General features: G+C 41.5%; 13 protein-coding genes. 10 read left to right on the top strand and 3 right to left on the bottom strand.

Features of this window, described 5'->3' with window-relative positions:
• Window position 1 precedes the first annotated feature (1 nt).
• From lptC to QZ407_RS10000, 8 genes are all read left to right on the top strand, one after another.
• Complete coding sequence (gene lptC / locus QZ407_RS10035) at window positions 2-556, top strand: LPS export ABC transporter periplasmic protein LptC (protein WP_295770437.1); 555 nt, start codon at window positions 2-4, stop codon at window positions 554-556.
• Between the two features lie 90 nt (window positions 557-646).
• Window positions 647-2,752 carry a SurA N-terminal domain-containing protein gene (locus QZ407_RS10030; protein WP_295770434.1) on the top strand — a complete coding sequence of 702 codons (2,106 nt, stop codon included), beginning with the start codon at window positions 647-649 and terminating at the stop codon, window positions 2,750-2,752.
• Between the two features lie 70 nt (window positions 2,753-2,822).
• Entirely contained in the window at window positions 2,823-3,338 is a 516-nt protein-coding gene (locus QZ407_RS10025; RefSeq protein ID WP_295770432.1) for a DUF2480 family protein, read from the top strand.
• Window positions 3,339-3,446: 108 nt separating this feature from the next.
• A complete protein-coding gene (locus tag QZ407_RS10020; protein WP_295770430.1) occupies window positions 3,447-4,289 on the top strand; it encodes a DUF3108 domain-containing protein in 843 nt (280 codons plus the stop codon).
• 7 nt (window positions 4,290-4,296) lie between these two features.
• Window positions 4,297-4,860: a DUF3109 family protein gene (locus QZ407_RS10015; protein WP_295770428.1), complete on the top strand. Its 564-nt coding sequence runs from the start codon at window positions 4,297-4,299 to the stop codon at window positions 4,858-4,860.
• Window positions 4,861-4,904: 44 nt separating this feature from the next.
• Window positions 4,905-5,774 (top strand): glucose-1-phosphate thymidylyltransferase RfbA, encoded by an 870-nt coding sequence (gene rfbA / locus QZ407_RS10010; protein ID WP_295770425.1) that lies wholly within the window; start codon window positions 4,905-4,907, stop codon window positions 5,772-5,774.
• A gap of 66 nt (window positions 5,775-5,840) precedes the next feature.
• Complete coding sequence (locus tag QZ407_RS10005) at window positions 5,841-6,125, top strand: hypothetical protein (RefSeq protein ID WP_295770422.1); 285 nt, start codon at window positions 5,841-5,843, stop codon at window positions 6,123-6,125.
• 10 nt (window positions 6,126-6,135) lie between these two features.
• Complete coding sequence (locus tag QZ407_RS10000) at window positions 6,136-6,855, top strand: SGNH/GDSL hydrolase family protein (RefSeq protein ID WP_295770419.1); 720 nt, start codon at window positions 6,136-6,138, stop codon at window positions 6,853-6,855.
• Here the strand turns inward: QZ407_RS10000 and QZ407_RS09995 are convergent.
• Both QZ407_RS09995 and dxs read right to left on the bottom strand, forming a co-directional pair.
• On the bottom strand, window positions 6,852-7,154 hold the full coding sequence (locus tag QZ407_RS09995) for a hypothetical protein (protein WP_295770417.1): 303 nt from the start codon (window positions 7,152-7,154) through the stop codon (window positions 6,852-6,854). The two genes, QZ407_RS10000 and QZ407_RS09995, sit on opposite strands and share 4 nt — an antisense overlap.
• Before the next feature lie 44 nt (window positions 7,155-7,198).
• Window positions 7,199-9,127, bottom strand: coding sequence for a 1-deoxy-D-xylulose-5-phosphate synthase (dxs, locus tag QZ407_RS09990; protein WP_295770944.1), 1,929 nt, complete (start codon window positions 9,125-9,127; stop codon window positions 7,199-7,201).
• 163 nt (window positions 9,128-9,290) lie between these two features.
• Between dxs and QZ407_RS09985 the strand changes: the two genes are divergently transcribed.
• On the top strand, window positions 9,291-10,331 hold the full coding sequence (locus tag QZ407_RS09985; RefSeq protein WP_295770415.1) for a hypothetical protein: 1,041 nt from the start codon (window positions 9,291-9,293) through the stop codon (window positions 10,329-10,331).
• Between the two features lie 3 nt (window positions 10,332-10,334).
• On the opposite strand, the gene QZ407_RS09980 is transcribed toward QZ407_RS09985, so the two are convergent.
• Complete coding sequence (locus tag QZ407_RS09980) at window positions 10,335-11,216, bottom strand: LysR substrate-binding domain-containing protein (RefSeq protein ID WP_295770413.1); 882 nt, start codon at window positions 11,214-11,216, stop codon at window positions 10,335-10,337.
• A 141-nt stretch (window positions 11,217-11,357) separates the two neighbouring features.
• Here QZ407_RS09980 and QZ407_RS09975 point away from each other — a divergent pair, with 141 nt between their 5' ends.
• The gene (locus QZ407_RS09975) at window positions 11,358-12,605 is read left to right on the top strand and encodes an MFS transporter (RefSeq protein WP_295770410.1); all 1,248 of its coding nucleotides are present in this window, start codon (window positions 11,358-11,360) and stop codon (window positions 12,603-12,605) included.
• The last annotated feature ends 39 nt before the right edge of the window (window positions 12,606-12,644 follow it).

Genomic DNA, 12,644 nt, shown 5'->3' with positions numbered 1-12,644 from the left:
TATGCTAAGGAGAAGCATGCTGTTTGCCTTAACGGCGATAGTATTGTTTAGCTCTTGTGAAAACGACCTTAAAGCCATTCAGAAAATTTCGGCTCAGGAGGTTAGTAAGCCTGTAAGCACTACTACCGGCCTTGATATAATTACCAGCGATTCAAGCAAAGTAAAATTCCATTTAACAAGCCCGTTAATGCTCGAGTATAGCGAAAAGCATTATCAGGAAATGCCTAAGGGGGTTAAAATTACCTCTTACGATGCAAACCGTAAACAGGATGGTGAAATTACGGCTGAATATGGCATACGGCGTGAAAATGAAAATATAATTGAGCTGCGCCGCAACGTGGTAGCAAAAAATGCACAAGGCGAAACCTTCAAATCTGACGAGCTTTTTTGGGATATGGGTAAGAAAACAATTTACTCGAATAAACCCGTTCAATTAAGCTTTGCCGATGGTACAATTCTGTACGGAACGGGTGCAAATACCAACGAAAGTATGTACCCCTGGACCATCAAGAATACCACCGGTCAAATTCCAGTCAATCAAAACTTTGGGCAGTAATTTTTGTTTCGCAATTTTTTAGTAAAAATTGTATCTTGCGCCCTCTTTTAAAAGAAGTAAAATTTATTTTTTATAGGTTATATGGGTATCATGAGTTTTTTGCGCGAGCGTATGGGCACGATCTTGGTCGTGATCATTGGCGTTGCGCTTTTTGCCTTTATTGCAGGTGAAGTAATTACATACGGACGCTCGTTTATGAGTGGCGACCGCAATACATTAGGCGAGGTTGCAGGCGAAAAAATTGCCTACGAGCAGTACATGGACAAGGTGAAGCAAAACACCGAAATGTTTATGCAGCAATCTGGTCAATCCAGCATCACTCCGCAAATTACCGATTACGTTCAGGAAAATTCCTGGAACCAGGCAGTTGGTCAAATCATCCTGAAAAAGGAACTTGAGAAACTGGCCATAGTTGTAGGTACCGATGAAACCAAATCAATGGTTAGCGGTAACAACGTAAGCCCTCAAATTGCCCAGTACTTTACCGATCAAAAAACAGGTCAGCTGAATCGTCAGGCGTTGAATAACTTTTTGAGCCAGATGCAGAGTGCTAAGCCAAACGATCCGATGATACAGCAATGGAATGCCCTTGTTGCTTCATTAATTGAAGGTAAAAGAAGCGAAAAATATTTTTCACTTGTAAGTAACGGCTTGTACGTTAACTCGCTTGAAGCACAAGATAGCTACGAGGCTAAAAATAAATTGGCTAAATTTACTTACGTAGAATTGCCTTACAGTAGCCTTGCTGACAATAAAGTAAATATTACTGATAACGACTACCAGGCTTATTATGATGAGCATAAAGGTCAGTTTAAGAACACGCAGGAGCTTCGTAGCTTTGAGTACGTAAGCTTTAATGCATCACCTTCAAAAGAAGATACTGCTGCTATCAAAACTCAGATTGAAAAATTGATCCCTGAATTTAAAGCAAGCACAAATGATTCGTTATTTGTACAGGTAAACTCCGAAGATAAAGCTCCTTTAGCTTACCAGCGTAAAGGACAGTTAGAGCCTCAGCTTGATTCTGTTATGTTTACTGCAGCTCCAGGCTTTGTTTACGGCCCATATGTTGCCAACGGCAGCTATAGGATTGCTAAGCTGGTTGATAGCCGCGTTGGTCCTGACTCGGTTAGTGCCCGTCACATATTAATTAGTGCAGCTACCGCCGGTGGTATTGATAAAGCACGTGCAAAAGCCGATTCATTAAAGAAATTAATTGAAGGTGGCCGTCCGTTTGCCGAACTGGCTAAGAACTTTTCAGAAGATAAACAGTCTGGCGAAAAAGGTGGCGACTTAGGCACCTTTGGTCGTGGCGCAATGGTTCCATCATTTGAAGAAGCAGCGTTTAACGGCAAGGCTGGTGATTTAAAAATTGTTGAATCACAATTTGGCGTTCACTTAATTAATGTCTTAAGCCAAAAAGGTTCATCAAAAGTTGTTAAGGTGGCTACAGTTGATAAACCTCTAGTTGCCAGCAACAAAACACAATCAAGCGCTTACAGCAAAGCTCAGGCATTTTTAGGAAGTGTATCAAAAGATAATTTTGGTGCTGAAGCTAAAAAGCAAGGTTTTGCCGTACGTAATGCAGATGATGTTACCGGTACTGCATCAGCGCTTCCAGGATTGGATAATGCGCGTGAACTGGTGAAATGGGCATTTAACAAAGCCGAAAAAGGCGATCTTGTTGACCAGGTTTATACCCTGGGCGATCAGTATGTAGTTGCTCACTTAACTAAAGTTAAAGAAGAAGGCACTTTATCATTAGCTGATGTTAAAGATCAAATTAAACCAGAGGTTTTACTTCAGGTTAAAGCTAAGCAACTAAGCAGTAAATTGTCATCAGCTCTGAATGGTGCTTCAAACATTGCGCAGGTTGCCCAAAAAGCCGGAGCTAAAGCAGTTCCTGTTGAGAACATAGTTTTTGCTAACCCAGTGATTCCTGGCTTATCATTAGAGTATAAAGTTATTGGTACTGTATTTGGTATGCAGCCTAACAAAATTTCAAAACCTATTGATGGTTCACACGGTGTTTACGTGGTATCGCTTAACAGTTTCCAAAACCCACCTGCGCTTACCAATACCGTTCGTGAGAAACAACAGCTTTCACAAGCAATCACTCAGCAGGCTACCGGCCGCTTAATTGAAGCTTTGAAAGATAAGGCGAATGTAAAAGATTACCGTTATAAGTTCTTATAACAAAAATTGAACTAATTTTATATCCGGAAATGGCACCTGGCTGTTTCCGGATTTTTTATTTAAAGGAGTTATGGAAATTCAGGAGAACTTTATAAACAAGGTAGCCCAAAGCGGACTGGTTACGCTCGATCCTGCTGACTTTTACCCCGAGGGTGAACGCGTCATCTATGACATCAAAGGCAATCTTTTTATGGAACTTATCTTAAAAGAAAAAGATTTCAGAGAGTTTGTTAAAGGGCATGACTGGTCACAATACGCAGGCAAAAATGTAGGTATAACGTGCACTGCCGATGCTATTGTACCTGCCTGGGCATACATGTTACTGGCCAATCGCATGGCTCCATTTGCTAAAGAAGTTGTATTTGGCAATATGGACGTACTTGAAACGGTTTTGTTTGAAAAAGAAATAAGTAAGGTTGACTTTGAGCAGTTTCGTGATCAGCGCATTGTATTAAAGGGGTGCGGTGATACCCCGGTTCCAACATCGGCGTATGTAGAGTTAACAAAGCGTTTAACCCCGGTAGCCAAGAGTTTAATGTTTGGTGAGCCTTGTTCAACAGTGCCTATTTACAAACGTAAGGACTAATTACCGGTTGCGTTGTGCTGTTTAATACAAGCAGCGGCACATTCATTAACATTAAACCACCGCCCTGCATAAGTGTCATAAATGTGAGGTATTCTTATTTTTCATGAAATGACAGCTTATACTATACATAAACAAACAACTACGGGTGGTCAACTACATGCATTTAGTAAGTTGCGCTTATTGTGGCTCATAACATTAATTTTAATTGCTCTTACTGCTAGTGTATACGCACAGTTACCAAAACTGCCCGAGCCTGCTTTTAAGGCCGGTGAAGAACTTAGCTACAAGTTGAAGTATGGTTGGTTCACTGGTGCCGAAGCTCATTTACGAGTTGCCGAAACAGATACCAAATTTGAAGGGGGCAAGCCAGCCTGGCATATTATAGCCGACGGTAAAACAGCCGGAACCTTTGATGTTTTTTACAAAGTACGCAACCGTTACGAAACCTATATTGACCGTAGCACCCTCTTGCCTTACTACTATACCGAAGACCGGCACGAAGCCAAATATAAGCACCAGGATAAGGTGGTATTTGACCATCAAAACGGAAAAATAACGGCCAATAGCGGTACTTACCCATTTAGCGGGCAGATTTTTGATTTTCCATCAGCCTATTATTTTGCGCGTTGTTTAGATGTGTCGAAACTAAAGGTAGGAGAAACCTTTCAGCTGAAGTATTTTTTAGATAATGCAGTGCAGGCCATGACCATTACTTACCTTGGTAAGGAAACAGTTGATTGCTCATTAGGTAAGTTTAGCTGTTTAAAGTTTAATCCTACTATAATTCCAGGCCGCATATTTCGAAAGAACAGTAAATTGTACCTTTGGGTTACCGACGATGGTAACCGGATACCCGTTAAAGCACATGTTGAATTGGTTGTAGGTAGTGTAACCATGGACCTTACAGCCGCTAAAGGACTTAAATACCCTTTAAATCCTATAAAGAAGTAAAGCAAAAATGATTGAAGTTGGAAGCACGCTGGTGCACGAAGATGTAGTTAACGAAAACTTTGTTTGCAACCTTAATAAGTGCAAAGGAGCCTGTTGTATTGAAGGAGATTCGGGCGCTCCGCTTGCCGCTAATGAGTTAGATATACTCCGCGAGATTTATCCCAAAGTAAAGCCTTACATGACTGCCAAGGGTATACAGGCAGTTGAAGAACAGGGTACCCACGTAACCGATTTTGAAGGCGATTATACTACCCCATGTGTTGATACAAACAAGGAGTGCGCTTACGTAACCTGGGAAAACGGGATTACGAAGTGTGCTATTGAGAAGGCATGGGAAGAAGGCCAGGTTGATTGGCGTAAACCTATATCATGCCATTTATATCCTATACGCATAACCAATTATCCGGAGTTTGATGTGCTGCACTATGACCGCTGGAATATATGCAGCCCGGCGTGCAGTTTTGGTTCAGAACTTAAAGTTCATGTTCACGAGTTTTTGAAAGAGCCACTGATTCGCAAGTATGGCTCGGAGTGGTACCAGGAGCTTGAAGATAAGGTAGCAGGTGTGTAAACCTTTTCATATATTAGGCGTATAAAACTTACAAAACTCTTACTGTGAAAGGAATTATACTTGCCGGAGGTTCCGGTACCCGTCTGCACCCGCTTACACTGGCTGTAAGCAAGCAGTTGATGCCGGTTTATGATAAGCCAATGATCTATTATCCGCTGTCGGTGCTTATGCTGGCAGGTATAAAAGAAATACTGATTATATCCACTCCGCATGATATGGCACAGTTTCAGCGCTTGCTGGGTGATGGCTCACGTATTGGCTGTCGCTTTGAATATGCAGTACAGCCCGAGCCAAACGGACTTGCGCAAGCTTTTGTAATAGGTGCCGATTTTATAGGAACTGACAAGGTTGCTTTGGTACTTGGTGATAACATTTTTTACGGCGACGGGCTTTCGAAACTGCTGCAAACCAGCAGTGACCCGGAGGGGGGAATGGTGTTTGCCTACCAGGTTGCCGATCCTGAACGTTATGGTGTTGTTGAGTTTGATGAAAACAACAACGCAATATCATTAGAGGAAAAGCCAACCGAACCAAAGTCTGACTTTGCAGTTCCGGGTTTATATTTTTATGATAACGATGTGGTGGAGATAGCCAGAAATATTGCGCCATCTCCGCGTGGCGAATATGAAATTACCGACGTAAACAAGGAATACCTTAAGCGCGGAAAATTAAAGGTTGGTATTTTGAGCAGGGGAACAGCTTGGTTAGATACCGGTACTTTTGCTTCCCTTATGCAAGCCGGACAGTTTGTACAAGTAATTGAGGAACGCCAAGGCATTAAGATTGCCTGTATTGAAGAAATAGCTTACCGTATGGGCTTTATTGATGCCGAACAGCTTGCCGAAGTTGCCAAGCCGCTTACCAAGAGTGGTTATGGGCAATACCTCCTTAAGTTAATAAAGGGTAAGAAATAAAATAACTAAATAGCCTAAGTGATCCTTTATACCTTGCAGGTGTAAAGGATTATTTTTTTGTAGCAGATGATAACAGTTGAGGAACTTACCAGGTTTGTAACCCTTATAGTTAAAGGGGAGCAAACGCAATTATTGGTTGAAGATTTAAACGCCGAATTGCAAGGTGGAACCGTGCGTGACGTGATACGCCATGCTTTTTTAAATTTAGGTGTAGAGGTTGAGTTTAGTGGTAAGGGATTGCAGGAACGTGGAGTTGTTATTGACGTTGATACCGACCGCATGAATGAATTGAGCCTGAACCCCGATACACAGCGCTTTGGGCAAACCGTTGTTAAGCACAAGCAGCGATAAAGTTAAAATTATGTTGAGCATAAAGGTAGCCTGCCTGGGCGACAGCATAACACAGGGAACCGATAGTTATAACTGGGTAGCTGATTTACAGCAAAAGCTTTCAGTTGATTATGAGTTTTACAACTATGGTGTAAACGGTGAGTTGGCTTATAATAATTTAAAACGGATTGATAAGCTTGTTACGCTTGAGCCTAACTTCATAGTAATACTTGTTGGTACCAACGATGTGCTGGCAACACTATCTGAAGCCAATACAAGGCTTTATAAAAGAAATGCAGCGTTGCCCCGCATGCCTGATATGGCTTGGTATGTTGACAATCTTGAGCAAATTATAGTAAAGTTACTGCAACAAACAAATGCAAGCATTGCGCTAACGTCGTTGCCTGTAATAGGCGAAGACTTAATGGATACTGCTAACAAAGCAGTAGGCAATTATAATCAAGAAGTTAAACGCATTGTGCGAAAGTATGCACTGCACTACCTGCCTTTAAACGAGGCTATAACGGGCTATCTGGAAGCAAATCCTGTAGCAAAACCTGTTGCATACCGTCCGTATGGTTGGCGGCTTAAAGTAAACATGCATTTTCGTACAAAAGTACTTAAACAAGATTGGGAAAGTTATGCAGGATTAAATGGCCTTCAGGTAACTACCGATACCATACACCTGAACCAGGTTAGTGGCAAAATGATGGTTGATCTTGTAGCCCAATTTTTGAAAAGCAAGAGTTAATTTAAACTCAAAATACCCCTTATGCCCGGCTGTTGATGCTCATCATCTTCGCTGATAAGTGTGCCGTTAATCATAATCTCCGTTTTTGGCGTATCGAAAATAAAACGTTCCTTTTTAAATTGGGGTGTAAGCAGCATCACGTCGCTTCTCATTTTACCACTTTGCAATGCTTCAGAAAGTTTTACAATGAGTTTATTTCCGTGGCGCTCATATATAACAGTCCCTGATATATACTTACTCTTTTGGCTGGAAGCGTTATCAATAGAAATCCTGATAGAAGAACCTCGCAATGTATCCATAGTTAATTAAGGTTTCTTCTTAAAAGTCGTTGTATAAAGAAAGCTTAGGAAGCTATTATATGCCTGTTTTGATTAATACCAATGCTTTTTACAGTGCGCATTATTCCGGCAGCGTCAAAACCACATTCGGCCCAAAGCTCGGGCTGTTCACCATGCTCAATAACGGCATCAGGTATGCCCAAGCGTATTACTTCGGCCTTATACTTGTTATTGGCCATAAACTCAAGTACCGCACTACCAGCTCCGCCGTCAAGACAGCCATCTTCAACAGTGATAACTTTGCTGTATTTGGTAAATACCTCATGCAGCATGGCCTCGTCTAAAGGCTTAACAAAGCGTAAGTCGTAATGCGCGGGATAGTAACCCTCGTTGTTCAATCCGGCAGTGGCTTTAACCACTTCATTACCAATAGCACCTATTGAAAGAATAGCAACTTCTTCGCCATCGCAAATTTTACGGCCTTTACCAATTGGTACAGCTTTCATTGGGCGTTGCCAATCAACCATAACACCATTACCACGCGGGTAGCGTATTACAAACGGGCCGGCATTTTCCTGCTGCGCGGTAAACATCAGGTTGCGTAGTTCTTCCTCATTCATAGGGGCCGATACCGTAAGGTTAGGTATGCAACGCATATAGGCCAAATCATAAGCGCCGTGATGGGTAGGGCCATCGGCACCGGCAAAACCGGCACGATCAAGGCATAATACTACGTTAAGCTTTTGGATGGCAACATCATGCACTACCTGGTCAAAAGCCCGTTGCATAAAGCTGGAGTAGATGTTACAAAACGGCACCATGCCCTGCGAGGCCAAACCTGCCGAAAATGTAACGGCATGCTGCTCGGCAATACCAACGTCAAAAGCGCGGTCGGGCATGGCCTTCATCATTAAGTTTAATGAACAGCCTGAGGGCATAGCCGGTGTTATACCCATAATTTTAGGGTTTTGCTCGGCCAGCTCAATTATAGTATGCCCAAACACATCCTGATACTTAGGAGGCTGGGGCTTTTCGTAGTAAGTCTTTTTGATTTCGCCGGTTATCTTGTCAAACAAGCCCGGGGCATGCCACTTGGTTTGGTCTTTTTCGGCAAGGGCATAGCCTTTACCCTTAACAGTAACACAGTGCAGCAATTTTGGGCCGGGAATATCGCGTAAGTCACGCAATACTTTCACCAAATGTTTAACATCATGCCCATCAATAGGGCCAAAATATCTGAAGCGTAAAGCCTCAAAAAGGTTGCTCTGTTTAAGTAAGGTGCCTTTAATGCTTTTCTCTATCTTTTTGGCGTACTTCAACGCATCCGGGCCAATGGCCGAGAGTTTTGAAAGTACGTAACCAATATCAGCACGGAAGCTATTGTAGGGCTTGGATGTAGTAATATCGGCAAGGTATTCTTTTAACGCTCCAACGTTAGGATCGATGGACATGTTATTGTCATTAAGAATAACCAACAGGTTACTGTTAGCTATTCCGGCGTGATTCAGCGCTTCAAAGGCCATACCTGCCGTCATTGCACCATCGCCAATTACAGCAACATGCTGGCGATCTGTTTCGCCTTTGTAGTGCGATGCCACTGCCATGCCCAAAGCTGCCGAAATAGATGTTGATGAGTGACCTACACCAAATGTATCGTATTCGCTTTCTGAACGTTTAGGAAAACCGCTCAATCCGCCGTAAATGCGGTTTGTGTGAAAATTATCACGACGGCCGGTTAGTATTTTATGTCCGTAAGCCTGGTGGCCAACGTCCCATACTAGCTGATCATATGGCGTGTTTAAAACATAATGCAAGGCAGTTGTAAGTTCAACTACACCTAAGCTGGCACCAAAATGCCCGCCGTTTACCGATACCACGTCAATTATATATTGGCGCAATTCCTGACTGATTTGCTCTAAATCATCTTCGCTAAATTGCTTTAAATCAGAAGGTGAATTAATTTTTTTAAGTAAATCGCCGGCTGGTACTTGCATGGAATTTTGAAACGGTATTGAACTTACAAAGTAAGGCATTTTTATTGGTAATTGAATTGACAAATTAGTGTTGTAATTGTTTGGCACATATAGACAATTATGATCTACGGATTTTATGAATAAAAGTACTTTTTATTTCAAAGTTAATTGTGTTGATTTATAAATGCAAATGTTATTTGCCATATTTGAGTTGCTTATCACACCGCAAATGCATTCGCTGTACATCAAAATTTCATTTATTTCCTGGCTATTTGTAATTAATACCGTATTAATAAGCTGTAAGCCCACACCAGGTACATGGATTAATGAAAAAATACCGGCTAACAAGCAGGAAAAGTTTCATCAGCTTAATGCAGAGTTACTAAAAACGCTTAAAGCAAACGATCCCCGTCAACTGGAAAATATTATGTCGAAGGAGTTTTTAGAAGCGCCGGGCAATAACAGGCTAATAGAGTTATGTAGTATTCGTATGCGCGATGATAAAAACGTACTGCTCGACGAGTACTACATTGTGCACCCAACGCCCGAAATAATAACGCTTAAAACGTTTAAGTACGATATTAATAGTTACTCGCTACGGTACGAGCCTTTAACTCAGGAACGCTATATATCACTCTACACCTTACAGCAAAATGCCGATAAATGGTTGCTGACCGCCATATTCAACAAGTACAAGTACGGTTGGAAAGTTGCTGGGTTGGAATTAAAACCATATACTATTTGGGGTAAAACAGCCCCCGAGCTCTACTTACAAGCCAGGCAAGACTATGATCAAGGTTACTTAGTGAACGCTACCACTGCAATGGAACTTGCCTATAAGTGCGCCGATCCGAATTCAATGTGGACGTATGATGAGCTTGATGATATGGATGGGTTTTACAATAAGGTTATTACTGAGGTGCATGACAAATATAAGTTCCCTGTAGTATTGAATGACGTAGATACTAAACCTCAGATTATAAAAATATTTAATCAGGATAGAGGTGAAGGTAACTATCCAATGATTTACTATACGTCGAAAATAAAGGTTACTGATACAGCTGCTCTGAAGCGCGAGCATGAGGCAGTAAAAAAAACAATAGGGAAGGTAATGCCCGGTATAGACAAAAACAAAAAGTATTTATACTATACCGTATTTAACGGTATGCCTGACTGGAACAAGAAGAAGATTCCTCATTTTGAAATTGAGGATAGCTACGAATAACCATTAGCTGTGTTGCATTGCAAGCAAAAGCTCATCGGCAAATAGCTTGGCCGCCTTTTTACGGTATACCCCTTTTTGCCACAAAATGTACGATTGGCGTTTAACCTCTTTAATATCTATGTTAACGGCCTTTATGTTGCTCCATCCAAGCAGTGCCTTTTCGTTGAGTATGGTTGCCCAGTTGCCGTTTTGTACTAGCGATAATATGGAGTGAACATCGTTCATTTCTATTTTAATGTTGGGCTCAATTTTTCTGCGGTAAAACTGATCCAGAATGTAAGTACGTGAGCTGAAACCTTTGCCGGGCATAATTAATTCCTGTTGTGCTAACTCTTCAAGACTTACTAATTTCTTTTTAGCCAAAGGATTGTCTTTTGAAACTGCAGCTACTATGCCCGAGCTAAACAGAACCTGCATTTCTAAATCCTCATCATCCGATTCGTTGTGGAAAGCTAATATCATGTCCAGTTCGGCTAGCCGCAGTTTACGTTCAAGTTCTTCGGGGTTACCATAGCTAATGAAAATTTTTATGCCCGGATATTTGGTTGAAAATGGAGCGAGTGCAGGTAAAAGCAACGAGGTAAATGCATATGATACGCCAATATTTAATTCACCAGTAACTGCGTTATTCAGCTCAGCAATGGCCTGTTTTCCTTTTTGCACATCGCGCAGTATTTTTTGCGCATGTGATAAAAACACATGGCCGGCTTCGGTTATACGCACATGCTTTCCTATGCGGTCAAACAGTAGCATCCCCAACTCTTCTTCCAGCTGTTTTATTTGTTGTGATAGCGTGCTTTGCGTAATGAAAACCGCTGCTGCCGCTTCGGTAAAATTCATTGTTTCGGCAGCTTTAACAAAATACTGTAATTGGCGAAATTCCATAATTAATCGTTTTTATCAATCAATATCATTAAAACAATCTATTTTACAAATGTATCAATAATGCCGATATTTGTACAAGGTAAAAGTTAGTAGCACGGTATTCGCGCTCAACTAAAGTTTACCGGTTGAATGATATAGTGCATGAATGTTTTCCGCTCCCTTAAATACCGTAATTTCAAGCTTTTCTTTTATGGTCAATCCATATCCCTTATAGGTACCTGGATGCAAAAAACAGCCGTTAGCTGGCTGGTATACCGCCTTACAGGCTCGGCATTGCTGCTGGGTTTGGTAAGTTTTGCAAGTTTGATACCCTCATTGATACTGTCACCTTATGCAGGAAGTGTGGTTGACAGGCATAATCGTTACAAAATTCTGGTTATAACGCAAGTAGTATCCATGCTACAGGCAGGAGCGCTGGCTTTCTTGATACTATTTAAGGTATATAACATACCCGCCATCATTGGGCTAAGTTTATTGCAGGGAATTATTAACGCGTTTGATATTACAACACGCCAGGCTATGATGAGCGAAATGGTTGATAACAAAGAAGACCTGCCCAATGCCATTGCACTAAACTCAACCATGACTAATATAGCCCGTATTGCGGGTCCGGCTATAGCGGGTATAATCTTAAGCACTTTTGGTGAAGATGCCTGTTTCTTCGGTAACTTTATTAGCTACATACCGGTACTTACCTGTTTGTTTATGATGAAGCTGAATATTACAGTTAAACCACGAGCTCAGAAAAGCATTTGGCTTGAATTGCAGGATGGATTCAAATATGTATCAGGCGATCGCGATTTGAGCAGCCTTATCATAATGCTAACCGTAAGCAGCCTGTTTGTTATCCCATTTAACACACTGATGCCAATTTTTGCTAAAGATATTTTTAGTGGTGATGCAAAAACGTTCAGTTGGTTTGAAAGTGCTGCCGGATTGGGATCGGTTATAAGTGCCGTGTACTTGGCAACGCTAAAAACTCATAAAACTCTTATAAAGGTAATGACTATTGCCAGCTTTATATTTGGTATTAGTGTGCTATTATTAGGTTATGCAGCTAAGTTGCCGGTTGCCTTATTATTTATGACCATGACTGGCGTAGGTATGATGGCGCAAACATCAACCATTAATACATTCATACAAACGCATGCCGTACCGGCTATGCGGGCAAGGGCTATCAGTTACTACGTAATGGCTTACCAGGGAATGATACCAGTTGGTAGCCTTTTAATTGGCTGGTTGGCTAACTCGTTAGGTCCGCGTGGTGCAGTATGTGTGGAAGGGGTGATAGGTGTGTTGTCTACCGGGTTGTTTGTATTATATAAACGCAGGCAAAATATCAACATTCCAACTGCTGGCAAAGGTAGGCTGAGTTGGTTGAATGCTTAATATACTAATCGAGATATTATGGCATAAATATGTGTTTTG

The organism is uncultured Mucilaginibacter sp., assembly GCF_913773635.1.
Taxonomy (GTDB): domain Bacteria; phylum Bacteroidota; class Bacteroidia; order Sphingobacteriales; family Sphingobacteriaceae; genus Mucilaginibacter.
The sequence above is the reverse complement of the archived record's forward strand: the minus strand, read 5'-3'. Positions and strand labels throughout refer to the sequence as shown.

Excerpts from the sequence above, each read along its gene's own strand:
- QZ407_RS10005 (WP_295770422.1), top strand. The coding sequence starts at position 5,841 with ATGATAACAGTTGAGGAACTTACCAGGTTTGTAACCCTTATAGTTAAA.
- QZ407_RS09980 (WP_295770413.1), bottom strand. The coding sequence starts at position 11,216 with ATGGAATTTCGCCAATTACAGTATTTTGTTAAAGCTGCCGAAACAATG.
- dxs (WP_295770944.1), bottom strand. The coding sequence starts at position 9,127 with ATGCAAGTACCAGCCGGCGATTTACTTAAAAAAATTAATTCACCTTCT.
- QZ407_RS10015 (WP_295770428.1), top strand. The coding sequence starts at position 4,297 with ATGATTGAAGTTGGAAGCACGCTGGTGCACGAAGATGTAGTTAACGAA.
- QZ407_RS09995 (WP_295770417.1), bottom strand. The coding sequence starts at position 7,154 with ATGGATACATTGCGAGGTTCTTCTATCAGGATTTCTATTGATAACGCT.
- QZ407_RS09985 (WP_295770415.1), top strand. The coding sequence starts at position 9,291 with ATGCAAATGTTATTTGCCATATTTGAGTTGCTTATCACACCGCAAATG.
- QZ407_RS10020 (WP_295770430.1), top strand. The coding sequence starts at position 3,447 with ATGACAGCTTATACTATACATAAACAAACAACTACGGGTGGTCAACTA.
- QZ407_RS10025 (WP_295770432.1), top strand. The coding sequence starts at position 2,823 with ATGGAAATTCAGGAGAACTTTATAAACAAGGTAGCCCAAAGCGGACTG.
- QZ407_RS10000 (WP_295770419.1), top strand. The coding sequence starts at position 6,136 with ATGTTGAGCATAAAGGTAGCCTGCCTGGGCGACAGCATAACACAGGGA.
- QZ407_RS10030 (WP_295770434.1), top strand. The coding sequence starts at position 647 with ATGAGTTTTTTGCGCGAGCGTATGGGCACGATCTTGGTCGTGATCATT.
- QZ407_RS09975 (WP_295770410.1), top strand. The coding sequence starts at position 11,358 with ATGAATGTTTTCCGCTCCCTTAAATACCGTAATTTCAAGCTTTTCTTT.
- lptC (WP_295770437.1), top strand. The coding sequence starts at position 2 with ATGCTAAGGAGAAGCATGCTGTTTGCCTTAACGGCGATAGTATTGTTT.